This window comes from Thermomonas sp. XSG (assembly GCF_014678725.1).
Lineage (GTDB): Bacteria > Pseudomonadota > Gammaproteobacteria > Xanthomonadales > Xanthomonadaceae > Thermomonas.
In genome coordinates, this window is the sequence record NZ_CP061497.1 from 1165083 (window position 1) to 1191060 (window position 25978).

A 25978-nucleotide genomic window follows, 5' to 3' on the forward strand; every position below is an offset into this window, starting at 1 on the left:
GCTGTTGGGGACGGCCCGCCATTGTAGCCGAGCCGCGCAGGCCCGGCCCGCGGCCGGGGTCAGCCGGCCTTGTTGTCCTTCGCCAGCGCGTCCAGACGCTCCAGCAGCGCGTCCGGCGGCAGGTAGCCGCCAAGCTGGTGGCCGTCCAGGGTCAGGATCATCGGCGTACCTTCCAGGCCCATCCGCAGCCCGGCGTTGTACTGCATGTCCACCGGCGAGCGCGGACAGGCGGCCTGCTGCACCGCGCGGTCGTTCTTGGCGTCGGTCAGGGCCTTGCGACGATCCGGGGCACACCACACCGCCACCATCTTGCGGTAGTCGGGGCTACCGATGCCGGCGCGCGGGAACGCCAGGTATTCCACCCGGATGCCGCGCTTGTTGTATTCGGCGATGTCGGTGTGGAACTTGCGGCAGTACCCGCATTCCACGTCGGTCAGCACCACCACGGTGTGCTTGGTGGCGCCGCTGGGCGCGAACACGATGCGGTCGGCCTCGGGCAAGGTGGCCAGAACCTGACGGCGCACCTTCGCCATCGCCTCGTCACCCAGGTCCTTGCGGGCGGCGATGTCGAACAGGTCGCCCTGGATCAGGTACTTGCCGTCATCGCTGACCCAGATCACCTGGCCACCGGCAATGACTTCGCGGAAGCCGGGGATCGGCGCCTTGTCGATCGACTCGACCTGGATGCGCGGGTTCAGCGCACGCAGCGCGTCGCGCACGCGCGCCTCCGGGGTGCCGGCGGCGAAGCTGGGCTCCTTCACGGTCGCCACCGGCTTGGCGGCGGTCGGCGTGGCGGGATCGGTGGACTGCGCGCAGGCGGACAGGCTGAGGCAGAACAGGGCGGCAAAGACGAAACGCTTCATTGGAACTCCGATAGGGGCGCTGCATCCGACCCGGACCAGCACCATAGGTTCCGCATTCTCGCATGTCGCCTTGGCCGGGGCCGGCCGCTCAAATGCGCTTCAGGCGCGTGGATGGTGCTGCGCGTGCAGGTTGCGCAGGCGGTCGCGGGCCACCAGGGTGTAGATCTGGGTGGTGGTCAGCGAGCTGTGGCCCAGCAGCACCTGCAGCGCCCGCAGGTCGGCGCCGTGATTGAGCAGGTGGGTGGCGAAGCTGTGGCGCAGTCCGTGCGGGCTGATCTTCGCGGGGTCGATGCCGGCCATCACGGCACAGCGCTTCACCAGCCCCCAGAACGCCTGCCGGCTGGGCGCGTCGCCGTCCGCCTCGACAAACAGCGCCTGCACCGTCGACGGCTGGCGCGCGCTGGCCAGCAGTGGCGCCCGCGCGTCGCGCAGGTAGCGCTCCAGCCAATGCCGCGATTCCTCCCCAAGCGGCACCAGCCGCTCGCGGCCACCCTTGCCGGTCACCCGCAGCACGCCCTGGCGCAGGTTGAGCGCAGTGGCCGGCAGGCCAACCAGCTCGCTCACCCGCAGCCCCGCGGCGTACATCAGCTCCAGCATCGCGCGGTCGCGCAGCCCGATCGGGGTGGTCACGTCGGGGGCAGCCAGCAGCGCCGCCACCTGCGCCTCGGACAGGGCCTTGGGCAGCAGCCGCGGCAGCGTCGGCGGCTGCAGCAATGCACAGGGATCGTCCCTGCGCATGCCGCTGCGCAGTGCGTGCGCGAAATAGGCGCGCAGGCAGGACAACAGCCGCGCGGTGCTGCGCGGCGTGTAGCCGGCCTCGGCGCGCATCGCGAGGTTGGCGAACAGGTCTTCACGACGCGCCTGCGCCAACGCTGGCCGCCCCGCCGCACGCAGCCAGCGCGCCAGCCCCTGCAGGTCGGCGCGATAGGCCGACAGGGTGGCGCGTGACAAGCCGCGTTCAGCCCAGGCCGCATCGAGGAAACGCTCGATGCAGGCCGCATCCTCCTCCGCCAGTGGTGGCAGGCTGCGGGACAACTGGCGGCGGTCGGCGGCGCTGGGCATGTGCGCAAGGGTAGAGCCCCGAACGCCCTTCCGGCACCTCCGCAGCGCGCAGGCGCGCGCCACGGCGCCTGTATCCTGTATCGATGCCCGAGCACGACCCTCCCGTCCGACGTTTCCCCGCCCTGATCGGTTGGCGCCTGCTGGCGCTGCTCTACGACTTCTTTCCGATGCTGGCGCTGTGGATGCTGCTGTCCACTGCCTTCACCCTCGGCTACACCTACCTCGGCCACCACCCGGCGCGGGAGAACATCGCGCCCTTCAGTGCGCTGCAGTGGCTGCTGTGGCTGTGCTGCTGGCTGGCCACCGGCGTGTACGCAACAAACAGCTGGCGCCGCGGCGGGCAGACGCTGGGGATGCGGCCCTGGCGACTGGAAGTGGTCGCCGCCAACGGCGGTGAACCGACAACGCGCGTGCTGTGGCAGCGCTACGCGATGGCCACGCTGTCCCTGCTGGCAGCCGGCCTTGGCCTCTGGTGGGCCTGGGTCGACCGCGAGGGGCTGACCTGGCACGACCGCGCCAGTGGCACACGCCTGCAACGGCGCCCCAAATCTCCCTGACCCGGCACGCGCGCAGATGGACAACGACCGCCCTGCAACATCCGCCACCCGCATCGCCATCGGCTTCGTCTGCCTGTTCCTGCTCTACCAGTCCGCCGAGGGCGTGGGCGACCGCCTGTTGCACAGCTTTCCGGCCCAGGCCGGCTTGATGCTCGCCTGCGTGGTGGCGGCCTGGCCGGTGTCACGCTGGCTCGGGTTCCGCGGCCTGGACGCCTTTGCCCTGCCGCTGCGGGCGCGGACGCTGGCCTGGCTGCCGCCACTGCTGGTACTGGCCTTCGCGCTGAAGGCCGGGGCCCTGCACGCGGGTCTGGCGCTGGGGATCTACGCCCCTGACGCAACCAACCCATCACCGCTGAGCGGGTTGGCGGCGGCGCTGCCGATGCTGCTGCTGTCCACCTTCGTGCCGTCGATCGCCGAGGACATCCTCACGCGCGGCTTCCCCTACCGTGCCGCCGGTATCCGCTGGCGGCGGGGCGCCGCTTTCGTGGCGGCCAGCAGCCTGCTCTATGTCGCGAACCACCTCTACCGACTGACGCTGGGGCCGATGGAGTGGCTGATGCTGTTCGTTTTCGGGCTGGCCTATGCCACCGCGCTCTGGCGCACCGGCAGCCTGTGGGCCGCGGTCGGCCTGCACTGGGGCTGGAACCTGGGCAACGCCACGCTGGCCATCGCGATGCCGACCTCCACCGTCGACACCGACGGCGGCCGCCTCATGTCGATGGCGGCGCACCTTCTGATGCTGGCCACGGTGCTGGCTGTCAGCCGCCACCGCGCGCCCGCCGGCTAATTGCTGCGGCGGCGGAACAGCAGCCAGGACACCGCCAGCATCACCACCGGCGGCATCGCGTAGGCGATGCGGTAGTCGAAGCGGAAGATGCCGGCCAGCTCGCCGAAGATCCGCTGCAGCACCCAGAAGCCGAGCGCGAACACGATCCCGATGAACACCCGTTTGCCGTAGCCACCACTGCGCAACGAACCGAACGCGAACGGGATCGCCGCCAGGCACAGTGCCAGCACGTTGATGGGATAGAACCAGCGGCCCCAGTAGATGTCTTCGAATTCGCCGGCCTCCAGTCCGTTGCGGCGGCGGTACTCGATGCTCTGCGCCAGCTCGCGGCTGCCCATGTTGCGCGGCTTGGTCACGCTGGAGGCCAGCGCGGTCTCGTCCAGCTGCGACTTCCAGTGCTCCTGCGCGGTGCGGCTGCGGCTCACCGACTTGGCATGGAAGGTGGTGCGCTCGATCCCGCGCAACTGCCAGCCGCCGGGCCGGTGTTCGGCCACCTCGACGTTGGCGATGGACTGCAGGCGGCCTTCGGCGTCGAACTGGAACAGGCGCACGCCGCGCAGTTCCAGCCAGCGGTCATCGCCACGCTGCTTCTGCTCGCCGCTCTGCGCGTTAACGAACATGTCGCCTTCGCGCGCCCACAGCCCACTGTACTTGGACACCACCAGGTCGGTGTTGCGCACCGACTTCAGCGCCTGCGCGCGCTCCTCGCCCCACGGCGCCAGGGTCTCGCCATTCACCACCATCAGCAGGGTCAGCAGCGCCAGCGATGCCGCCACCGATGCCCCCAGGCGCCGCCGCGAGAGGCCCAGCGCGCGCAGGGCGGTCAGCTCCGAGGAGGCCGCCAGCTGTCCGAGGCCCAGCAACGCACCGATCACCGCGGCGGTCGGGAACAGGGTGTAGGCGCGCCACGGAATACTCAGTCCGGTGACCGCGATCGCATGGTTGGCGGTAAAGGCGCCCTTGCCGATGTCGCCGACGCTGTCGGCGAAGGCCAGCACCACATCCAGCCCGAGCAGTACGCCCCAGGCCAGCAGCACGCTGCCGATCACCGCCCGCGCGATATAGCTGTCGTGCAGCCGCGGCCAGTGCTTCATCGACGCCTCCACGGCCGCGCCACACGGCCGTCGCGGGCATACAACCAGGCACCCAGCGCCAGCATCGGCAGCAGCAGCCACCACAGGCCGGCGGCCAGCGGCAGCTGGCCCGTGGCCAGCCATTCGGTGCCCAGGATCATCAGGAATATGCCCACCAGATAGGCCAGGAAGGCCAGCAGCAGTGCGCCGTGGCGGGACTGGCGCGGCGAACTGCGCGCCAGCGGCAGCGCCATCAGCGCGAACGCCAGCGCCAGCAGCGGCGGCGCGATGCGCCAGTGCAGCTCGGCGCGCGCCGGGGCGGCGGGATCCGCCAGCAGTTCACCGATGGTCTTGAAAGCGGGGTCATCCATGCGCCGCTGGTCGTCCGGCGCCGGCAGCTGCATCTCGTTGCGGGCGTAGTGCATCAGCCGGTAGTCGAGTGCCTGCCCCGCCAGCGGGCCTTCCACCCGGAAACCGTCCAGCAGCGCCAGCACCCGCGCGCCCTGGTCGCGATACAGCTCGCCGCTGCGGGCAGTGGCCACGTCCATGCGGTCGCCACGCTCGCGGAAGATGAACACCCGCGCCAGCTTGGTGCCGTCGCTCGACATCTCGCCGGCATAGGCCACGCCGCCGCTGGCCATCGGCGTGAAGCGGCCCGGCTCCAACCCGGCCACCAGCAGGTTCTTGTTGGCCTCGATCACCATCCCGCGCGCCAGCCGGTTCGCCCAGGGGCCCAGCCACAGCGAACAGGCGGCGATCGCCAGCAGCACCGGCACCGCCACCAGCAGCAGCGGGCGCAGCAGCCGGACCGGCCCCACGCCGGCCGCGGTCAGCACGTGCATTTCCGAATCGCGGTAGAGCCGGCCCACCGCCAGCAGCAGCCCCAGCAACAGTGCCAGCGGCAGGATCAGCGGCAGGTAGCCGAGCAGGCGCAGGCCCAGCTGTGACAGCAGCAGCGCAGGCGGGACCTTGCCGGCGGCCATCTCGCCGATCAGGTCGGCGAACACGCCGCCCAGGCTGACCATGCCCAGCACCACCAGCGCGGCTAGCACGGCACGGGCGAACTCGGCGCTGAGGTAGCGATCCAGCTTCGGCATCAGGCCGGCCTGCTCCAGAACATGCTTTAGAATTGGGGTTCGCCACGCGCGGCGACTCGCCCGCGCCCGGCGCGGCCGCGCATTGTAAGCGACCCAGCCCGCCTGCCCGCCGGTCGCAACCGGCAGGCCGCCTTCTTTTTCGTGACACAGCCCGGATACCTTGTTCGATGACCCTCGAATTCAGCCTGAACCAGACCGCCCCCGTCTCCGCCCCGGTTGACTGCATCGTGGTCGGCGCCTTCGCCGACGGCAGCCTGACGCCCGCCGCGCAAGCGCTGGACGCCGCCAGCAGCGGCCGCATCCGCACCCTGCTGGAACGCGGCGACGTGTCCGGCAAGACCGGCAAGACCGCCCTGCTGCACGACCTGGGCGGGATCGCCGCGCCGCGGGTGCTGGTGGTGGGATTGGGGGATGCCGGCAAGTTCGGCGTGCCGCAGTACCTCAAGGCGGTGGGCGACGCCGCCCGCGCGCTGAAGACCGGCCCGGTGGCCACTGCACTGTTCACCCTGGCGGAAGTGGCGGTCAAGGACCGCGACGCCGCCTGGAACATCCGCCAGGCGGTGATCGCCGCCGACCACGCCTGCTACCGCTACCTCGCCACCCTCGGCGAGAAGAACAAGAAGCGCGAGGACAAGGGCCTGCAGCACCTGCACATCGCCGGCACCGATGCCACCGCGCTGGCGCAGGGCGTGGCGATCGCCGCGGGGGTGCGCTTCACCCGCGAGCTGGGCAACCTGCCGCCGAACATCTGCAACCCGGCCTACATCGCGCAGCAGGCGCAGGAGCTGGCGGCGCGCAGCGAGGGCGTCGAATGCGAGGTGCTGGACGACGCCGCGATGGAAGCGCTGGGCATGGGCTCGCTGCTGGCGGTGGCGCGCGGCAGCGCGCAGCGCCCGCGGCTGGTGGTGCTCAAGTACAACAACGGCGGCGACGCCAGGCCCTACGTGCTGGTCGGCAAGGGCATCACCTTCGACACCGGCGGCGTCAACCTGAAGACGCAGGGCGGCATCGAGGAGATGAAGTACGACATGTGCGGCGCCGGCAGCGTGCTGGGCACGTTCGTGGCCGCGGTCGGCATGCGCCTGCCGGTGAACCTGGTCTGCATCGCCGCGGCGGTGGAGAACGCCATCGACGGCAACAGCTACCGTCCGTCCGACGTCATCACCAGCATGTCCGGCAAGACCATCGAAGTGGGCAACACCGACGCCGAGGGCCGACTGATCCTGTGCGACGCGCTGACCTATGCGCAGCGCTTCCAGCCTGCCGCGCTGGTCAACGTCGCCACCCTCACCGGCGCCTGCATGGTCGCGCTGGGCAAGTACGCCACCGGCGTGATGACCAAGACCAGCCACGACCTGGCGCGCGAACTGCTGGACGCCGGCGAGACCGTGTTCGACCGCGGCTGGCAGCTGCCGCTGTGGGACGAATACCAGCCGATGCTGGACTCGGCGTTCGCCGACATCTACAACATCGGCGGCCGCTGGGCCGGCGCCATCACCGCCGGCTGCTTCCTGTCGCGCTTCACCGAAGGCCAGCGCTGGGTGCACCTGGACATCGCCGGATCGGCCTCCGACGACGGCAAGATGGGGATGGCCACGGGCCGCCCGGTCGGCATGCTGTCGCAGTGGCTGCTGGATCGCGCCGGCTGATGTCCGTGTAGGAGCGCACCGCAGGGGCGCGATGCCCATTGCGTACCCGACAACAGCAATCGCGCCCCTGCGGTGCGCTCCTACGGAAAACCACCATGCCCCGCGCCGACTTCTACCTGATCGACAAGCCGCGCTTCCGCGAACAGCCGCTGCTGCTGGTCTGCGAGCTGGCCAAGCGTGCATTCGCCGCCGACCTGCCGACGCTGGTGCTGGCCCGCGACATGGCGCAGGCGGAAGCGCTGGACGACCTGCTGTGGTCGTTCGATCCCGACGAGTACCTGCCGCACCAGATCGCCGGGATGGACGAGGACGAGGACGAGGCGCCGGTGCTGATCGCCGCGCCGGAATCCGACCCCGCGCCGCGCCCGCTGCTGATCAACCTGCGCGACGACGCGCCGGTCGGCGCCTTCGAGCGCGTGCTGGAAGTGGTGCCGGCCGACCCGGCCGCGCGCGGCCCGCTGCGCGAGCGCTGGAAGCACTACCAGTCGCTGGGCTTCGATCTCAAGAAATACGACATGTAATGGCGTGCAGGCGGGGCAACAGCTCCGATCCAAACGCCACGGGTACGGCCCCGGCCGCGCCTGCATGAAGAACACCAACCGCTTTCGATGACGACGCACCGATGACCACCCTCGCCTCCGGCTTCGACCCGCAATCCTTCGAAAACCGCCTGTACCAGCAGTGGGAAGGCAGCGGCGCCTTCGCGCCGACCGGCGACGGCCCGGCCTACACCATCCTGCTGCCGCCGCCCAACGTCACCGGCACGCTGCACATGGGCCATGCGTTCCAGCACACGCTGATGGACGCGCTGGTGCGCTACCACCGCATGCGCGGCTACCGCACCCTGTGGCAGATGGGCACCGACCACGCCGGCATCGCCACCGAGATGGTGGTCAGCCGCAACCTCGCCATCGAGGGCAAGGGCGAAACCCGCGATTCGCTGGGCCGCGAGCGTTTCATCGAAAAAGTGTGGGAATGGAAGCAGCACAGCGGCGACACCATCGAGCGGCAGATGCGCCGGCTGGGCGCCAGCGGCGACTGGTCGCGCAGCGTGTTCACCATGGACCCGATGCCGTCGCAGGCGATCACCGAGGCTTTCGTACGCCTGTTTGATGCGGGCCTGATCTACCGCGGCCAGCGGCTGGTCAACTGGGACCCGGTACTGAAGACCGCGATCTCCGACCTGGAAGTGGTGAGCGAGGAAGAGAACGGCCACCTGTGGTCGATCCGCTACCCGCTGGCCGATGGCGCGAGCTACGAGCACGTGGAGGTGGATGCCGACGGCGTCGAGATCCTGCGCGAGACCCGCGACTACGTGGTGGTAGCCACCACCCGTCCCGAAACCATGCTCGGCGACACCGCCGCGATGGTGCATCCGGAAGACCCGCGCTACCTCGCGCTGCACGGCAAGTTCGTGCAGCTGCCGCTGACCGGCCGCCGCATCCCGGTGATCACCGACGACTACGTCGACCGCGCCTTCGGCACCGGCGTGGTCAAGGTGACGCCGGCGCACGACTTCAACGACTACGCGGTAGGCCAACGCCACGGCCTGCCGATGATCAATATCTTCACCGACGACGCCAAGGTGGTGTCCGACCGCGACGACATCGCCGGCAAGTACCGCGGCCTGGACCGCTTCGAGGCGCGCAAGCTGATCGTCGCCGACCTCGAGGCCGCCGGCCTGCTGGTGGAGATCAAGCCCCACAAGCTGCAGGTGCCGCGCGGCGACCGCAGCGGCCAGGTGATCGAGCCCTACCTGACCGACCAGTGGTTCGTGCAGATGGACACGCTGGGCAAGCGCGGCCTGGCGCTGGCCGAGTCGGGCGCAGTGAAGTTCGTGCCGCCGAACTGGATCAATACCTACCGCCACTGGATGGAGAACCTGCAGGACTGGTGCATCAGCCGCCAGCTGTGGTGGGGCCACCGCATTCCGGCGTGGTTCGACGAAGCAGGCAAGGTCTACGTGGGCCGCAGCGAGGCCGAGGTGCGCGCGGCGCACGGCCTCGGCGATGCGCCGCTGCGGCAGGACCCGGACGTGCTGGAGACCTGGTTCTCCTCGGCGATGTTCCCGTTCAGCACCCAGGGCTGGCCGGACGCAGCGGCGATGGCCGAGCGCGGCTTCGACCGGCACGTGCCGTCGAACGTGCTGGTCACCGGCTTCGACATCATCTTCTTCTGGGTCGCCCGGATGGTGATGATGACCGACCACTTCACCGGCCAGGTGCCGTTCCACGACGTCTACATCACCGGTCTGGTGCGCGACAAGAACGGCCAGAAGATGTCGAAGTCGAAGGGCAACGTGCTCGACCCGATCGACATCATCGACGGCATCAGCGCCGACGACCTGGTCGCCAAGCGCACCTTCGGGCTGATGCAGCCGAAGATGGCCGAGAAGATCGAAAGGGACACCCGCAAGGAGTTCCCGAACGGCATCAACCCGCACGGCGCCGACGCGCTGCGCTTCACCATGGCCGCGCTGGCCGGGCCGGGCCGCGACATCAAGTTCGACCTCGCCCGCGCCGAGGGCTACAAGAATTTCTGCAACAAGCTGTGGAACGCCACGCGTTTCGCGCTGATGAACGTCGGCGACGCAACCTTCACCGGCAAGCCGCAGCCGCGTACCGACGCCGAGCGCTGGATCCTGTCGCAGCTCGACCGGGTCAGCGCGGAAGCCGCGGAACACTTCGCCAGCTACCGCTTCGACCTGCTGGCGCAGTGCCTGTACGAATTCGCCTGGAACCAGTTCTGCGACTGGTTCGTGGAGCTGGCCAAGCCGGCCTTGAATGGCGCTGCACAGGGAGGTGCGAGTGTCGCTGAAGGCAGGGTGCCGGAAGCGACCGATGACGCCGCCACCGCGGACAGCACCCGCCATACCCTGCTTTACGTGCTGGACGCACTGCTGCGCATGCTGCATCCGCTGATCCCGTTCGTCACCGAGGAGCTGTGGCAGGCCGTGGCGCCGAAACTCGGCAAGTCCGGCAGCCTGATGCTGCAGCCGTACCCGCAGGCCGGCGACATCGACACCGCCGCCTTCGCGCAGGCCGAGGCCGACATCGAATGGCTGAAGGCCATGGCCAGCGCGGTGCGCCGCATCCGCAGCGAACTGGGCGTGTCGCCGGCGAAGCAGCTGGCCCTGCTGGCGCGCGGCGGCGGCGCCGACGATGCCTCGCGCCTGCAGCGTTTCGATGCCTCGCTGCGCTTCCTGTGCAAGCTGGAACGCATCGAAATCATCGCCGGTGAGCCGCCCGCGGCCGCACCGGCCGTGGTCGGCGAGCTGCAGCTGTTCGTGCCGCTGGAAGGCCTGGTGGACCTCGACGCCGAGCGCGCGCGCCTGGACAAGGAAATCGCCAAGGTCGCGGCGGAAAAGGACAAGAGCGAGGCCAAGCTGGCCAGGTTCGGCGCCGGCGTGCCGGCCGCGGTGGTGGAGCAGGAACGGGCGCGCCTGGCCGACTGGACCGGCAAGCTTGACGCGCTCTCCGCGCAACGGAGTAGGCTGGGCTAGCACCAGCGCCCCGGGGCCACCGCGCCGGGGCGACGCACACGCCAGCGAGGGCATCCACAGATGGCCAGCCAGACCCCGGGCAGCGGCGCGCCCATCACCACCGATCCCTACCGCCAGCTGCTGGACGAAGTGGGCGCGTTCGTCTACACCACCGACCTGGGCGGCCGCTACACCTACGCCAACCAGCTGGTGCTGGACCTGCTGGGCGGTCATCCGCTTGATGCCGTCCTGGGCAAGTCGTTCACCGACTTCGTCGACATCGGCGAAGCCGGCGACACCTTGCGCAAGACCGACCGGCGCGTGCTGGAGCTGGGCGAAACCATCGCCCGCGAGGAAACCAACCACATCCACGCCACCGGCGAATCGCGCAGCTACTGGTCGATCAAGAAACCGCTGCGAGATGCCAGCGGCGCCATCGCCGGGATGCTCGGGATTTCCCACGACATCACCGAGAAGAAGCGGCTGGAAGACCGGGTGCGCCAGCAGAAGGAACTGCTGGATACGGTGCTCGACAACATCGACGGCCTGGTCTACGTCAAAGGGGCCGATCGCCGCTTCCGCTATGCCAACCGGCACCTGGCCGATGTGTTCGGCCGGCCGGTGGAGCAGATCATCGGCAGGCTGGACAGCGAGCTGATGCCGCGCGAGGCCGCCGACGCGTTCTGGGAAAAGGACCTCCGCATGCTGGCCACCGGCGAGCGCTACGCCGGAGAGGAATCCCTGGTCGATTCCAAAGGCCGCCTTCGCCACTACTGGAGCGTGGTGGTGCCGTGGCCGGACTTCAACGGCAGCCCCGCGCTGATCGGCCTGGTCACCGACATCACCGAGCTGCACGCGCTGAAGGAAGAACTGCAGCGGCAGGTGCGCACCGACAGCCTGACCGGGCTGGCCAACCGGCGCAGCTTCCAGGAGCGCGCGGAAAGCGAATTCGCGCGCAGCCGCCGCCACGGCACCCCGCTGAGCCTGGTCGCCATCGACATCGATCATTTCAAGCGGGTCAACGACGATTACGGCCACGCCGTCGGCGACCACGTGCTGCAGGACTTCGCCGGGTGCTGCCAGCACGCGCTGCGCGAGGAGGACCTGTGCGCGCGCACGGGCGGCGAGGAATTCTGCATCCTGCTCCCGGACACCGACGCGGCTGCCGCCCGCGTGATTGCCGAACGCATCCGGCTGATGACCGCCAGCTGCCGTCCCTGCCCCGAGCATCCCGCGCTCACGATCACCGCCAGCTTCGGCATCGCCTGCGTCGAACCGTCGGATCCCAGCTTCGACACCGTGTTCTCGCGCGCCGACCGTGCGCTGTACGCGGCCAAGCAGCAGGGCCGCGACCGCAGCTGCGTGCTGCGCGCCGAGCCGGCGGAAATGTCGGCACAGCAAGCCGTTCCGCCCCGCCACGCCATCCAGGACTGAGCAGCACCTGCGGCCGCAGCCGGGTGCCGACGGCAGGCCGGCAAGGCCAGCCTGTTTCCGGGCAAAAACAGTGCGCCGCTGTTCACCCCCGCTTGTCCCCGGATGCTACAGTCCCCCGCATGCTGCGCAGGCTGTCCCACTGGCTGTTGATAGTCTCGCTGATGCTGAATAGCATCGGCAGCGCCGCTGCGGGGGTTTCGATGCATCTGGACGCGCGCCAGGCTGCCCACCCTGCAGCTCCCAGCGGGATGGTTGCCGACCCTCATGCGCAGCACGACGGCCAGCCGGGCGTGGTGAGCGCTTCCGCGTCCGCGGATCAGCACGGCAACTGCGGCGATGACTGCTGCGGCGGTGCCGACAGCTGCCAGTGCCTGTGCCTGCATCACGCCCAGGCCCTGGACCTACCGCTGCCCCACCTGCCGTCGCTTGCCGGAACGGGCCTGGTCGCCTCGCTGGCGACGCTGGGCATTCCCGCGCCGCCATTGGGCGAGGACATCCGGCCCCCCATCCGCTGACGGGAAGCCCGGCGCCGACGGCGCCGGTTGTCGTGCCCACGCCGCAAGGGTGGGCGTCAGTGCCGGTCCATCGGCCATTCGACCCCTGGAGCGTTCCATGTCCCTGTTTCCTTCCGGCAGCGGAGGCGGCCTGCCCTCGCCATCGCGCCGTCGTTTCATCCAAGGCCTCGCTGCGGCGGGCGCCGTCTCCACCCTCGGGCTCTGGCCCAAGCCCGGCTGGGCCCTGCGATCCCCCGGGCAGCCGGAGGTGCTGGCCGGCACCGAGTTCGACCTGCGCGTCGGCGAGACGCTGGTCAACTACACCGGCAGGACGCGCCCGGCCGTCACCATCAACGGCAGCCTGCCGGGGCCGATCCTGCGCTGGAAGGAAGGCACGACCGTCGCCCTGCGCGTGCGCAACGAGCTGCCGCGCGGCTCGATCCACGGCCCGGATACCTCCGTCCATTGGCACGGCATCCTGCTGCCCGCGAACATGGACGGTGTGCCGGGGATGAGCTTCGACGGCATCCGTCCGGGCGAGAGCTACCTGTACCGCTTCCAGGTCCGGCAGTCCGGCACCTACTGGTACCACAGCCATTCCGGCTTCCAGGAACAGGGCGGCATGTACGGGCCGCTGATCATCGACCCGATCGAGCCGGAGCCGTTCGCGTTCGACCGCGACTACGTGGTGTTCCTGTCCGACTGGACCGACATGGACCCGGCCCGGCTGTTCGCGCGGCTGAAGAAGATGTCCAGCCACGACAACTACCACCAGCGGACCGTCGGCGATTTCCTGCGCGACGTCGAGCGCGAAGGCGCACGGGCCACGCTGGCCGACCGCGGCGCCTGGGGCCGGATGCGGATGACGCCGACGGACCTGTCCGATGTGAACGCCCACACCTATACCTACCTGCTCAACGGCACCACCGCGCTGGGCAACTGGACCGGGCTGTTCAAGCCGGGCGAGAAGGTGCGGCTGCGCTTCATCAATGGTTCGGCGATGACCTATTTCGACGTCCGCATCCCCGGCCTGGAGATGACCGTGGTGGCGGTGGACGGCCAGTACGTGCATCCGCTCACGGTCGACGAGCTGCGGCTGGCGGCGGCGGAGACGTTCGACGTGATCGTCGAGCCGCGGGGCCAGGAGGCCTACACCATCTTCGCCCAGGACAGCGCGCGCACCGGCTGGATGTCGGCCACCCTCGCCGTGCGCGAGGGCCTGCGCGCGCCGGTGCCGGCGCTGGACCCGCGGCCGCTGCTCGGCATGGCGGACATGGGCCATGGCGGGATGGATGGCATGGCACACGCTCATGGCGCACCTGCAGGCGGATCCGGCCATGGCGGCCACGACATGCAAGGGATGGATCACGGCGGCGCGGGCATGCAGGCGCACCCGGCCAGCGAAACCGGCAACCCGCTGGTGGACATGCAGACCATGATGCCGGCGCCGAGGCTGTCGGACCCGGGCATCGGCCTGCGCGACAACGGCCGCAAGGTGGCGACCTACGCCGACCTCCGAAGCACCTTCCAGGACCCGGACGGGCGCGAGCCCGGGCGCACGATCGAGCTGCACCTGACCGGTCACATGGAGAAGTTCGCGTGGTCGTTCGACGGGCTGAAGTTCGCCCAGGCCGAGCCGCTCAGGCTGGCCTACGGCGAGCGGGTCCGGATCGAGCTGGTCAACGACACCATGATGAGCCACCCGATCCACCTGCATGGTTTGTGGAGCGACCTGGAAGACGAGCAAGGCAACTTCCATCTGCGCAAGCACACTATCGACATGCCGCCCGGGACGAAACGCAGCTACCGGGTGCGGGCCGATGCGCTCGGCCGCTGGGCCTACCACTGCCATCTGTTCTTCCACATGGAGTCAGGCATGTTCCGCGAAGTGCGGGTGGAGGAAGGCGCATGAACAGGCTCAAGCAACTGGTCATCGGCGTGGCCACCGCGCTCGCGGCAATGCCGGTACTGGCCCAGCACGCCGGCCACGACGCGGCACCGGCCAAGGCACCGGCCCTGCAGTCGACGCCACGCACGCACGCGGCGCCGACTTCGCAGCAAGGACAGGGACAGGGCGAAGACCGCTCGAGGATGGACCACTCGAAGATGGACCACTCGAAGATGGATCACTCGACGATGGACCGCTCGACGATGGATCACTCGAAGATGGACCATTCGAAGATGGAGCACTCGGCCATGGGGCATGCGGCAGGCGATCTGCCGGTCGATGCACCACCGCGCGAGCCGATCCCGGTGGCCACCGACGCCGATCGCGCCGCCGCCTTCCCTGCCGTCCATGCACACCACCAGCACGGCACCAGCACCCACGCCTACAGCCTGGTCGACCGCCTGGAAGTCTCCGATGCGGACGACGGCACCGCGCTGGGCTGGGAAGGCAGCGGCTGGATCGGTGGCGACCTCCACAGGTTCTGGTGGCGGACCGAAGGCCATGCGCTGCAGGACACGGTCGAGCGCGCCAGCATGGAGGGCCTGTACGGCCGCGGCATCCGCGCCTGGTGGGACGTGGTGGCGGGCGTCCGCCACGACTTCGGCGAAGGCCCCGGGCGCAGCTGGGTGGGCGTCGGCATCCAGGGCCTGGCGCCCTACAAGTTCGAGGTGTCCGCCACCGCCTATGCGGGCCAGCAGGGACGGACGCTGCTGCAGGCGGAAGCCGAGTACGACACCCTGCTGAGCAATCGCTGGATCCTGCAGTGGCGCGCCGAGGCGCGCGCTTACGGCAAGGACGATCCCGCGCTGGCGATCGGTGCCGGGCTGTCCACGCTCGAGGCGGGCCTGCGGCTGCGCTACGAGGTGACCCGGCAGTTCGCGCCGTACATCGGCATCGAGCATGGCCGGGCTTTCGGCAGGACGGCCGACCTGCGTCGCGCCGCAGGCCACCGCGCAGACGACACCACCGTCGTGGCCGGCATCCGGATCTGGTTCTGATGCACGGCCCGATGATTTCCAGGAGAACGAGGATGGAACGATTCAACACGATGGCGCTCGGCATCGCACTTGTGCCGTTCGGCGCGACGGCCGGATGCAGCGCACCGGACCTGGGCAGCCGCGTCGCCACCACTGCGGCGGCGGCGCCTGCAGCGGCAGCAGGGCTGGATGCCGCCCGCGCCGGAGAGGCCGGCGACGCCAGCACCGCCACCCCAGCGACACTGCCGGTCGTGCTGGTGCACAAGACACCGACCTGCGGCTGTTGCGGCGCGTGGGTGGAACACATGCGCGCGGCCGGTTTCCAGGTGCAGGTCGAGGAACGCGCGGATCTCGAGCCAGTGCGCCAGCGGCTTGGCGTCCCTGACGGTAAGGTGTCCTGCCATACCGCGCAGGTCGGCGGTTATTTCGTGGAAGGCCATGTCCCTGCCGACGACGTCAAGCGCCTGCTGGCCGAACGGCCGCGGGCGCGCGGGCTGGTCGTGCCGGGCATGCCACTGGGCTCCCCCGGCATGGAAACCCCAGACGGCCGCGTCCAGCCTTACACGGTGGAGCGCGTCGAAACCGATGGCACCACCACCGCGTACGCCCATCATGGTGGCAAGGAGGCGAGATGACTCAGGGCACGGCCACACGGATCAGGCCGCGCCCTCAGCGCGTGCGGGAGGCAGCGGATCCCGCGGTCGCAGGCACAAAAAAACCCCGCAGATCCGCGGGGTTTGCTGCAATGCGTCGTTGGTGGCTATGGGTGGACTCGAACCACCGACCCCAGCATTATGAGTGCTGTGCTCTAACCGGCTGAGCTACATAGCCAACGCGAACCCGGAATTATTCCGGGTTTGCCGGCCGTCGTCAATTGGCGGGGCGTGCGGTTGCGGCTTCACGGTCCGGCTGGCAGAGTCGGGGACAGTAGATTTCTGGAGTCCGCATCGTGATCGATCCGGACGGGTTTCGGCCCAACGTGGGCATCGTGCTGATGCACGAGGACGGGCGGGTGTTCTGGGCGCGACGCGTGCGCCGGGACGGCTGGCAGTTCCCGCAGGGCGGGATCAACAGCGACGAAACCCCGCTTGAGGCGATGTACCGTGAGCTGCAGGAGGAGACCGGCCTGCTGCCCCGGCACGTGGAGGTGCTCGGCGCCACGCCAGGCTGGCTGCGCTATCGCCTGCCGCCGCATGCCATCCGCCATCGCGACCGGCTGGTCTGCATCGGCCAGAAGCAGGTCTGGTACCTGCTGCGCTTCCGGGGCAGCGATGCCGACCTGCGGCTGGACCTGACCGAGACCCCGGAATTCGATGGCTGGCGCTGGGTGCATTTCTGGTACCCGCTGGAACACGTGGTGACCTTCAAGCGCACTGTCTATGCCCGCGCCTTGGCCCATCTGGCACCGATGGCCCGCGACGTGGCCGGCTCACACGCGATTCCCGAGCCTGCTGCGGCCTCCGCGCCGCTGCGCTCCGGCCACGCACCGCGGCGGTGAAGCCCGATCTCCGGCACTCGGCCTGGAAACAAAGCTGAATGCATGGCGACCGCTCGTCGGTGCAATGTTGCATCGCAACAATTACTGCCGTATGTTGCATCGCACAAACCGGAGATTCCCGCATCCGGTGCCACGGCAACGCCAGGAGACCCCCATGTACCAGTTCAACGACCAGTTCAGCAAGGCCACCAGCCAGTTCGCCGAAGCCGCCGCCAGCGTCAACCGCCTCGCCCTCGAGAATGCCGAGAAGGCGTTCGGCCTGCAGCTGGCTGCGATCAGCGAAAACCTCAACGCCAGCTTCGCCTTTGCCGGCGAGCTGATCGACGTGCGCGACGCCGAAGGCCTTAAGGCCGTGTGGCCGAAGGGCATCCAGATCGCCCGCGCCAACGCCGAGCGCAGCTTCGGCGCCGCGCAGGAAGCCTTCGCCGGCACCCTGAAGACCAATGAAGCCATCGGCACCCTGGCCAAGAGCCAGTTCGAGCAGGCCGGCGCGCAGGTCAAGGCCGAAGTCGAGAAGGCCACCAAGGCCGCCTCGAAGGCCGCCAAGTAATCCCTCCCCCAAGGGACTGACGCAGCCCGCTCCCCCTTCAGGTCCTGCGTCCGATCACCCGGTGGCCCCTAGGCCGCCGGGTTTTTTTTGCCTGCGCGGCGCGCGGTCAGCGCGGCTCCTGGCGCAGCATCGAACCGAAGCTGAGGTACCAGGAATCGGCGCCGCTGCTGTTGCGGCCGAAGCCCAGAAACACCGGCCCGAGCGGCGTGTCCAGCCCACCGAACACGCTGCCGGCGACCACCGCGCTGCCGCGCCCGAATTCGCTGCGGGTATTCCACACGTTGCCAGCCTCGACGCTGGCGCCGACATACAGCGGCAGCGAGAACAGCCGGCTGGTATCGCCGGTACGGCGGTAGAACACCGCCCGCGCCAGCGCTGCCTGGCTGCCGACCAGCGAACGCTCGGCGTAGCCGGACAGGTTCAGGAACCCGCCGAGGAAGGTCTGCGAACGCAGGCCGCCGGCATCGTCCTCCAGCGCGCTGGCCAGACGCGTGCCCAGCAGCAGGTGATAGCGCTTCCACGCCACCGCCCAGTCCAGAGATGCCCGCGCCACTTCGCCGTCGGCGCTGGTGCCAGCCCAGGGATGCAGGGACAGCAGTTCGAGGTCGACGCGGCCACCGCTGGTGGGGAAATCGACGCTGTCCAGGGTGTCCCAGGTCGCGCCGGCGCGCAGCCCGGCAAAGCTCTCCGATCCCGCCTGCACCAGCCCGGCACCACCGACATCCAGGCGTGCGCTGTCGCGTCCGCCGACCAGCGCCAGCTCCATCCGCCAGGCCGGCTGCGGCGAATAGCCCAGGCCGAAGTCGAATTCGCGGCGCAACAGCCGGTATTCGGCCAGTTGGTCACCCTGCTGCCACAGCGGCAGCGACTCGCTGCGCACTTCCAGCGCGGGCCGCAGATAGAACGCACCCCGGTGGCCAAGCGGCTGGTACAGCTCGCTGCGCAGGCCGGTGATGCGCCCCAGCTGGATCAGGTTTCGCCACTTTCCGCCGATCCGGTTGACGTCGTTGAACACCAGTTCGGCCGACAGCAGGTAGTCGCTGCGACCGTTGAAGTCGTCGTCCAGCTGCAACCCCACCCGGCCGGATGCGGCCCAGGGCTTCTGCTGCGGCTGCATGACCAGGCCTGCCTTGCCATCGCGTTCCTGCAGGCGGTAGTCGATGGTTTCGAAGCGACCGTCACCATACGCATTGGCGACAGCGCGCTCCACCGCGGAAACCTCGAACGGTTTGCCCACCAATGGCGTCGTGGCCCACGCCACCCGCCGGGTGGCCGAGGGTGTCTGCCCGGGTTCCACGTCGAGGAAGGCGAGCAGCCCGGGATCGAATGCCCGGTGCCGCTGGCGCGCGCGCAGGGCGGTGTACTCCGCGGCAGGCAGCGCCAGCGCACGCAGGCGCGGCAACTGCGCCTCGGCGGCGTGTTCGCCGATCGCGACCGCTTCGGCAGCGCGATGGAAATCCGCCGCGGTGATATCGCCCAGTGCAGGCTGCAGCAGCAGGTCGGCATCACCCAGCGTTGCCAGGCTGCGCGCGGTCTTTTCCGCAATCAGCGCGGTGATCACCTGGTCCAGCACCACCGCCGGGTTGGTCAGCGCGTCCTCCTTGAGCAGCTGTGAACCCACGTCCACCACCACCATCGGGTGCGCACCCATCGCGCGCACTTCGTCCACCGGCACGTTCTCGGCCATGCCGCCATCCACCAGCAGCTGCTCCCCCACCCGCACCGGCGCGAACGCCCCGGGCACCGACATGCTCGCGCGGATCGCCACCGCCAGGTCGCCGTCGGCGAACACCTTCTTCCTGCCGGTGACGATGTCGGCGGCGACCGCGCGGAACCGGATGGGCAGCTGGTCGAAATCCTCCGCGCGCCAAGTCGACAGGGTCAGCCGGCGCAACAGCAGCATCAGCTTCTGCCCGCGCACCAGTCCCGCCGGGATGCTGAGGCGGCCATCGCGATAGCCGATCTCCAGATCTACCAGGTGGCGGAAGTCCTCCTGCTTGCGTTCCATCGGCAGCTGCGCGCGCGGCGGGCTGTCGACGAACATGTCATTCCAGTCGATGCTGGCCAGCAGCTGCTCCAGCTCGGCGGCGTCAAAGCCGGCCGCGTACAGCCCGCCGACAATCGCGCCCATGCTGGTGCCGGCAATCGCGCAAACCGGGATGCGCTCGCGCTCCAGCACCTTGAGCACGCCGACATGGGCGATGCCACGCGCGCCCCCACCGCCCAGCACCAGGCCGACGCAGGGCGCATCGACCGCCACCTCGGCGGGCCGCGCCTGTACGCCGACCGGCCACGACCCAAGCAGCAGCACCGCCAGCAAGCCGCACACGCGCTTCCGCCCCATCGCTTTTCCGCTCCCCGGCCATCAGGCCAATCCGCAACTCTAAGTCACGGCTGCCCGGCCTTCATGACCACCGGCACATGAGTCGCATTTGCGCTGGCATTTACTATACCGTCGGGTATATGATCCCCCGCTCTTTCCGCCTGACGTCCCGCAGTCCCGCATCGCCGCCTGCCGGCGTTACCGCGATGCCGGCCTTCCCCCCAGGAATTTTCCCCATGACAGCCCAGTCTTCCCGTCGTCCGCCCCGTCCGGCCCTGCGCTGGGCCCTGATGCTGGTCGGCGTCGCCGTGGTGTTCGGCGGCGTGTTCCTGCTCAAGGCGTTCTTCGCCAAGCAGACCAACAACTTCTTCGACAACATGCCGCAACCGGCTGCGTCGGTATCGGCGACGACCGCCAAGCCGCAGCGCTGGAGCGAGGGCGGCGAAGCCGTCGGCACGCTGGTGGCGGTGAACGGCACCGACGTCACCACCGAGGCGGGCGGCGTGGTCCGCAGCATCGAGTTCGAGGCCGGCCAACCGGTCGCCGCGGGCGCGGTGCTGGTGCGGCTGAACACCGCCAACGAAGAGGCCACGCTGAAGGCGCTGGAAACCTCGGCCAGGCTGGCCGAAACGCAGGCGCACCGCTGGCAGCAGCTGGGCCAGGACAAGCTGGTTTCGCTGGATGAAGTGCAGCAGCGCACCGCCGCCGCGGCCGCCGCGCGCGCGCAGGTGGAGGCGCAGCGCGCGCTGATCGCGCAGAAGACCATCCGCGCACCGTTCGCGGGCGTGCTGGGCATCCGCAAGGTCAACCTGGGCCAGTTCCTGGGACAGGGCGCGCCGGTCGTCAGCCTGCAGCAGCTCGACCCGATCTACCTCGACTTCAGCCTGCCCGAGCAGATGATCGGCAAGCTGGTGGACGGCACCACCGTGCGCGCCACGGTCGACGCGCTGCCCGGCCGCACGTTCGAGGGCACGGTCACCGCGCTGGAGCCGCAGGTCGACGCCAACACCCGCAACTTCAAGGCCCAGGCCACCCTGCGCAATCCCGACGGCACGTTGCGCCCGGGCAGCTTCGCCAAGGTCGCCTTCGACCTCGGCAGCGAGCGCGAGGTGGTGGTGATCCCGCAGACCGCGGTCAGCTTCAACCCCTACGGCAACGCGGTGTTCGTGATCGGCAAGGTCAAGCGCAAGGCCGGCGAAACCGACATGCAGGGCAAGCCGCTGACCGGCGACAAGCTGGTGGTGACGCAGCGCTTCATCAAGACCGGCGCCACCCGCGGTGACCTGATCGCGGTCACCGACGGCCTCAAGGCCGGCGAGCAGGTGGTCACCTCCGGCCTGCTGAAGCTGCGCAACGGCGCCGAAGTGACCATCAACAACGACGTGCGCCCGACGTCCGACGCGCAGCCCGAAGTCGAGAACAGGTAAGGCCCGGGACAAGCGCGCGGAAGCAGGCCACGCCTTCTGCCGCACCGCCTTTTCCGCCGCCGCCCTGAATCAGGATTCCCCATGAAATTCACCGATATCTTCATCAGGAAGCCGGTGCTGGCGATGGTCGTCAGCCTGTTCATCCTGCTGTTCGGCCTGCGCGCCTTCAGCGAACTGAACGTGCGCAAGTACCCGGAAATGCGCAACGCGGTGGTCAACATCAGCACCACCTACTTCGGTGCCGACGCCGACCTCATCCAGGGCTTCATCACCACCCCGCTGGAACGCGAGATCGCCAGCGCCGAGGGCATCGACTACCTGTCGTCGACCAGCTCGGCCGGCGTCAGCACCATTCAGGCCTACATCCGCCTGGACAAGGATCCCAGCGAGGCGCTCACCCAGATCAGCGCCAAGGTCAACAAGATGCGCGGCCAGCTGCCGCCGCAGTCGGAAGACCCGGTCATCGACCTGCAGCAGGGCGAGCAGATCGCGGCGATGTACGTGTCGTTCGCGAGCGAGACCCTGGACAACAATCAGATCACCGACTACCTGACCCGGGTGATCCAGCCCAAGCTGGTCACCGTGGACGGCGTGCAGCGCGCGGAGATCCTCGGCGCCGGCACCTTCGCCATGCGCATCTGGCTGAAGCCGGAAAAGATGGCCGCGCTGAAAGTCACCGCCAGCGACGTGTCGAATGCACTGCAGTCCAACAACGTGCTGGCGGCGGTGGGCTCTACCAAGGGCCAGATGGTCGCCATCGACATGACCGCGCGCACCGACCTGCGCAATGCCGACGAGTTCCGCAAGCTGATCGTGCGCGAGCAGGACGGCGCCATCGTTCGGCTGGGCGACATCGCCGACGTGGCGCTGGGCTCGGAGAGCTACGGCACCTCCGTGCGCATCAACGGCGAGTCGGCGACGTTCATGGGCATCTACGTGGCCCCGGACGCCAACTCGCTCGACGTGATCAAGGCGATGCGCAAGGTCTGGGACAACGAGATCGTGCCGCAGCTGCCGCAGGGCATGGAAGCGAGCATCCCGTACGACAGCACCGAGGCGATCCAGGACGCGATCGACGAGGTGATCCGCACGCTGATCGAGGCGTTGATCATCGTGATCGTGGTGATCTACCTGTTCCTGGGCTCGCTGCGCAGCGTGCTAATCCCGGCGCTGACCATCCCGCTGTCGCTGATCGGCGGATTGTTCCTGATGCTGCTGATGGGCTTCACCATCAACCTGCTGACGCTGTTGTCGATGGTGCTGGCAATCGGCATCGTGGTGGACGACGCGATCATCGTGCTGGAGAACATCCACCGCCACATCGAGGAGGGCATGAGTCCGTTCGACGCCGCCATCCGCGGCGCGCGCGAGCTGGCCTGGCCTGTGGTGGCGATGACCACCACGCTGATCGCGGTGTACCTGCCGATCGGCTTCCAGGGCGGCCTGACCGGCGTGCTGTTCACCGAGTTCGCGTTCACCCTGGCCGGCGCGGTGCTGCTGTCGGGCGTGATCGCGCTGACGCTGACGCCGATGATGAGCTCGAAGATCCTGCTGCCGCACGACCCGGCGCGCGCCAAGCGCGGCTTCGAGGCGTGGCTGGATGCGAAGTTCGACAAGCTCCATCACGCCTACCAGCGCAAGCTGCACGGGGCGCTGGAGACGAAGTCGGTGATCGCCGCGTTCGGCCTGATCGTGCTGGTCAGCTGCGTGTTCCTGTACATGGGCGCGCCCAAGGAACCGGCGCCGGTGGAGGACGAGGGCTTCATCTTCTCGGTCGCCAGCGCCGACCCCATCGCCACGCTGGACTACGTGGAGCGCTACACCGAGGAAGTCACCAAGATCGCCAAGACCGTGCCCGAAGTGCAGGATTACTTCCTGTTCAACGGCGGCTTCGGCGGCGGCGGCGGCGCCAGCCCCAGCGCGATGGCCGGCTTCGTACTCAAGCCGTGGAGCCAGCGCGAGCGCTCCACCAACGCGGTGTTGCAGCAGGAGCTGCAGCCGAAGATGTCGCAGGTCACCGGCCTCAACATCTTCGCGCTGGTGCCGCCCTCGCTGCCCAGCGCAGGTGGTGGCGGTGGCGGCGGCGAGTTCGTGATCGGCGGCGTGGGCGAGCTGTCGCAGCTTTCCGAGCTGGCCGATTCGATCCTGCAGAAGGCGATGGCCAGCAAGCGCTTCATCTTCCTGGACAAGGACCTGAAGATCGACAAGCCGCGCATCGAGGTCAACATCGATCGCGACAAGGCCGCCACGCTGGGCATCGACATGCGCACGCTGGCCGCCGACATGTCGGCGATGCTGGCGGGTGGCTATTCCAACCTGTTCTCGATGCAGAACCGCGCCTACCGCGTGATCCCGCAGGTGCAGCGCAGCGACCGCCTCAACGCGGCGCAGCTGGAGAACTACTACACCCGCACCCGCGACGGCCAGCTGATCCCGCTGTCCACCATCGTCACCCTCGAGGAAAGCGCGCAGCCGCAATCGCTCAAGCGCTTCCAGCAGCTCAACGCGGTGTCGATCACCTTCGCCCCCCGCCCCGGCGTGAGCAAGGGCGAGGCGCTGGCGATCCTGGACCAGGCCGCGAAGGAAGTGCTGCCGCAGGGCTACAGCGTGGACTACGCCGGCGAGTCGCGGCAGTTCAAGCAGGAAGGCTCGGCGATGCTGCTGACCCTGGCGCTGGCGCTGGTGGTGATCTTCCTGGTGCTGTCGGCGCAGTTCGAAAGCTTCCGCGATGCGCTGATCATGCTGCTGACGGTACCGATGGCGATCTGCGGCGCGCTGCTGGCGCTGAACGTGCTGGCGCTGCTGTCGCAGGTACTGCAGTTCGCCGGCATCGAGGCCTTCCCGGGCATGAGCATCAACATCTACACGCAGGTCGGGTTGGTCACGCTGGTCGGCGTGATCTCCAAGCACGGCATCCTGATCGTGGAGTTCGCCAACAAGCTGCAGATCGAACAGGGCCTGTCGAAGCGCGAGGCGATCGAGGAAGCCACCGGCATCCGCCTGCGCCCGGTGCTGATGACCACCGCCGCGCTGGTGTTCGCGATGATCCCCCTGCTGCTGGCCAAGGGCCCGGGCGCGGCGTCGCGGTTCTCGATGGGCGTGGTGATCGCCTCCGGCATGACCATCGGCACGCTGTTCACCCTGTTCGTGCTGCCGGCGTTCTACCTGTACCTGGCGCGCGACCATGCACACGATCCGCAGGCCGCAGGGGATGCGGACGCATTGCCGGAACCGCAGCACGGTTGACCGCATTGCGGATGATGCAAGACGAAAACGCCCGGGGAACCGGGCGTTTTTGTTTGGCGGTGACAACGGGCAGCTGCACCCGCCCCGGGTTCATTTCGCGAGGAACGGAATCCGCAAATGCCGTGCCATCGCCGCCGGACCCGCATCCGGTGCATATGGCAGCACGCCCCAGCACGACGCCGGCAGGCGTTCGCGCAGCATCGCCAGATTGTCTTCGACGCGCTCCATCGCCGGATCGACGTGCGAACCGATCCAGCCGGCAAGATGCAACCCATCGGCAGCAATCGCGTGCGCGCTGAGCAACGCATGGTTGAGGCAGCCCAGCCGCAGCCCGACGACAAGCACCACCGGCAGCCGCAGCGCGCGCACCAGGTCGGCCTGCATCAGCGATGCCGACAGCGGCGCGGCCCAACCGCCCACGCCCTCGACGACCACCGCATCACTGCGCGACGCCAGCCGCGCATGCGCATCGAGGAGTGGCGGCAAGGCTACCTCGACCCCGGCATCGCGCGCCGCCAGTTCCGGCGCCAGCGGATGTTCCAGCGCGAACGGATTGATGTCGGCATAGGCGATGCCGGCCTCGCCCGCCGCCTGCAAGGCCAGCGCATCCTCGTTCTGCCACGCGCCGTCGATGCGCTCGCAGCCGCTGGCCACCGGCTTCATGCCTACTGCGCGCAGGCCTTGGCCCCGCAATGCATGCAGCAACGCGCAACTGGTGAAGGTCTTGCCGATGCCGGTATCGGTGCCGGTGACGTAGATCGAAAACATCAGGCGATGCCTGCCGCGCATCGTGACCGCGCGCGGCGCATGGCCGCCTTGGCGATGAGCGGCGAGAACGACATCAGCGCATACACCATGCCGGGCGCACCGGCGAGCCACGGCGTGATGCGGCCCGGCAATCCCACCGCCACCGCGATGGACAGCAGCGCCACCAGCACGCTCCAGCCCCAGCTGGCGGCGTAGCCATACGTGCGCACCGTCTCTTCCGCGTCCAGCTGCAATGCTTGACGCCTGCGCCACGCATGCGCGTACAGCGCCAGCATGCTGCCGGCCAGCGTGGCGTAGGCCAATCCGTAGATGGAGAACATCGCCCGCAGGTCGCCCACGGAAGCCAACTGCACCGGCGTCGGGAACCAGCCGCCACTGATCCAGTAGAACAGCGCGCCGAACACGATCTTCAGCGGATACACATAGACCAGCACCAGGAACACCAGCAGCAGGCTCAGCCAGACACCGGCACCGTCATTCATGCCGTAACGCCGGCTCCAGCTCGCATGCGAATACCAGAAGAACGCGATCTGCGCGAACGATGCGGCGAACGCCGGAATGCCCTTGAGTGCCTCGATCAGGGCCGGGATGCTGTCCGGAATCGCATCCAGCGAAATCACCAGCAAGGTGACGGCGAAGGCAAAGGCGGCGTCCACGAAGGCTTCCAGCCGCGTCACCTGCTCGCCGCGCTCGAGGAAACCGTCGGGCATGCGCCGCAAGGAGGGGGGTTCGCTCATGCCGCCA

21 protein-coding genes and 1 tRNA gene are annotated in these 25978 nt (G+C 68.9%); 14 read left to right on the forward strand and 8 right to left on the reverse strand.

The window, feature by feature from the left end:
- Positions 1-59: 59 nt before the first annotated feature.
- Entirely contained in the window at positions 60-863 is an 804-nt protein-coding gene (locus ICG51_RS05535; protein WP_190282004.1) for a DsbC family protein, read from the reverse strand.
- Between the two features lie 99 nt (positions 864-962).
- Positions 963-1925 (reverse strand): site-specific tyrosine recombinase XerD, encoded by a 963-nt coding sequence (gene xerD, locus ICG51_RS05540; RefSeq protein ID WP_190282005.1) that lies wholly within the window; start codon positions 1923-1925, stop codon positions 963-965.
- A gap of 83 nt (positions 1926-2008) precedes the next feature.
- Here xerD and ICG51_RS05545 point away from each other — a divergent pair, with 83 nt between their 5' ends.
- Both ICG51_RS05545 and ICG51_RS05550 read left to right on the forward strand, forming a co-directional pair.
- Positions 2009-2482, forward strand: coding sequence for an RDD family protein (locus ICG51_RS05545; protein WP_190282006.1), 474 nt, complete (start codon positions 2009-2011; stop codon positions 2480-2482).
- 16 nt (positions 2483-2498) lie between these two features.
- Positions 2499-3269: a CPBP family intramembrane glutamic endopeptidase gene (locus ICG51_RS05550; RefSeq protein ID WP_190282007.1), complete on the forward strand. Its 771-nt coding sequence runs from the start codon at positions 2499-2501 to the stop codon at positions 3267-3269.
- On the opposite strand, the gene lptG is transcribed toward ICG51_RS05550, so the two are convergent.
- Entirely contained in the window at positions 3266-4363 is a 1098-nt protein-coding gene (lptG, locus tag ICG51_RS05555) for an LPS export ABC transporter permease LptG (RefSeq protein WP_190282008.1), read from the reverse strand. The genes ICG51_RS05550 and lptG overlap by 4 nt on opposite strands.
- Positions 4360-5439, reverse strand: coding sequence for an LPS export ABC transporter permease LptF (gene lptF / locus ICG51_RS05560; RefSeq protein ID WP_190282009.1), 1080 nt, complete (start codon positions 5437-5439; stop codon positions 4360-4362). The genes lptG and lptF overlap by 4 nt, the downstream gene beginning before the upstream one ends.
- 167 nt (positions 5440-5606) lie before the next feature.
- Here lptF and ICG51_RS05565 point away from each other — a divergent pair, with 167 nt between their 5' ends.
- The 8 genes from ICG51_RS05565 to ICG51_RS05600 all read left to right on the forward strand — a co-directional run bounded on the left by ICG51_RS05565 (position 5607) and on the right by ICG51_RS05600 (position 16057).
- A complete protein-coding gene (locus ICG51_RS05565) occupies positions 5607-7088 on the forward strand; it encodes a leucyl aminopeptidase (protein WP_190282010.1) in 1482 nt (493 codons plus the stop codon).
- A gap of 95 nt (positions 7089-7183) precedes the next feature.
- Positions 7184-7609: a DNA polymerase III subunit chi gene (locus ICG51_RS05570; RefSeq protein ID WP_190282011.1), complete on the forward strand. Its 426-nt coding sequence runs from the start codon at positions 7184-7186 to the stop codon at positions 7607-7609.
- Between the two features lie 101 nt (positions 7610-7710).
- Complete coding sequence (locus ICG51_RS05575) at positions 7711-10590, forward strand: valine--tRNA ligase (protein WP_190282012.1); 2880 nt, start codon at positions 7711-7713, stop codon at positions 10588-10590.
- 60 nt (positions 10591-10650) lie between these two features.
- Positions 10651-12003, forward strand: a complete 1353-nt coding sequence (locus tag ICG51_RS05580; protein WP_190282013.1) for a diguanylate cyclase — start codon at positions 10651-10653, stop codon at positions 12001-12003.
- Between the two features lie 119 nt (positions 12004-12122).
- Positions 12123-12518, forward strand: a complete 396-nt coding sequence (locus ICG51_RS05585) for a CopL family metal-binding regulatory protein (protein WP_190282014.1) — start codon at positions 12123-12125, stop codon at positions 12516-12518.
- Between the two features lie 97 nt (positions 12519-12615).
- Positions 12616-14409: a copper resistance system multicopper oxidase gene (locus tag ICG51_RS05590; protein ID WP_190282015.1), complete on the forward strand. Its 1794-nt coding sequence runs from the start codon at positions 12616-12618 to the stop codon at positions 14407-14409.
- The gene (locus ICG51_RS05595) at positions 14406-15443 is read left to right on the forward strand and encodes a copper resistance protein B (protein WP_190282016.1); all 1038 of its coding nucleotides are present in this window, start codon (positions 14406-14408) and stop codon (positions 15441-15443) included. Before ICG51_RS05590 ends, ICG51_RS05595 begins: the two co-directional genes overlap by 4 nt.
- Before the next feature lie 32 nt (positions 15444-15475).
- The gene (locus ICG51_RS05600; protein ID WP_190282017.1) at positions 15476-16057 is read left to right on the forward strand and encodes a DUF411 domain-containing protein; all 582 of its coding nucleotides are present in this window, start codon (positions 15476-15478) and stop codon (positions 16055-16057) included.
- 119 nt (positions 16058-16176) lie between these two features.
- On the opposite strand, the gene ICG51_RS05605 is transcribed toward ICG51_RS05600, so the two are convergent.
- A tRNA-Met gene (locus ICG51_RS05605) sits at positions 16177-16253 on the reverse strand.
- A gap of 118 nt (positions 16254-16371) precedes the next feature.
- Between ICG51_RS05605 and ICG51_RS05610 the strand changes: the two genes are divergently transcribed.
- Entirely contained in the window at positions 16372-16920 is a 549-nt protein-coding gene (locus tag ICG51_RS05610) for an RNA pyrophosphohydrolase (RefSeq protein ID WP_190282018.1), read from the forward strand.
- Positions 16921-17074: 154 nt separating this feature from the next.
- On the forward strand, positions 17075-17470 hold the full coding sequence (locus ICG51_RS05615) for a phasin family protein (protein WP_190282019.1): 396 nt from the start codon (positions 17075-17077) through the stop codon (positions 17468-17470).
- A 106-nt stretch (positions 17471-17576) separates the two neighbouring features.
- On the opposite strand, the gene ICG51_RS05620 is transcribed toward ICG51_RS05615, so the two are convergent.
- The gene (locus ICG51_RS05620; protein ID WP_190282020.1) at positions 17577-19814 is read right to left on the reverse strand and encodes a patatin-like phospholipase family protein; all 2238 of its coding nucleotides are present in this window, start codon (positions 19812-19814) and stop codon (positions 17577-17579) included.
- A gap of 215 nt (positions 19815-20029) precedes the next feature.
- On the opposite strand from ICG51_RS05620, the gene ICG51_RS05625 reads away from it, so the two are divergent.
- Together ICG51_RS05625 and ICG51_RS05630 are read left to right on the forward strand one after the other, a co-directional pair.
- A complete protein-coding gene (locus ICG51_RS05625) occupies positions 20030-21220 on the forward strand; it encodes an efflux RND transporter periplasmic adaptor subunit (protein ID WP_190282021.1) in 1191 nt (396 codons plus the stop codon).
- A gap of 81 nt (positions 21221-21301) precedes the next feature.
- Positions 21302-24466, forward strand: coding sequence for an efflux RND transporter permease subunit (locus ICG51_RS05630; RefSeq protein ID WP_190282022.1), 3165 nt, complete (start codon positions 21302-21304; stop codon positions 24464-24466).
- A 90-nt stretch (positions 24467-24556) separates the two neighbouring features.
- On the opposite strand, the gene bioD is transcribed toward ICG51_RS05630, so the two are convergent.
- On the reverse strand, positions 24557-25234 hold the full coding sequence (bioD, locus tag ICG51_RS05635) for a dethiobiotin synthase (RefSeq protein ID WP_190282023.1): 678 nt from the start codon (positions 25232-25234) through the stop codon (positions 24557-24559).
- The gene (locus tag ICG51_RS05640) at positions 25234-25971 is read right to left on the reverse strand and encodes a TMEM175 family protein (RefSeq protein ID WP_190282024.1); all 738 of its coding nucleotides are present in this window, start codon (positions 25969-25971) and stop codon (positions 25234-25236) included. The genes bioD and ICG51_RS05640 overlap by 1 nt, the downstream gene beginning before the upstream one ends.
- Positions 25972-25978: the final 7 nt, after the last annotated feature.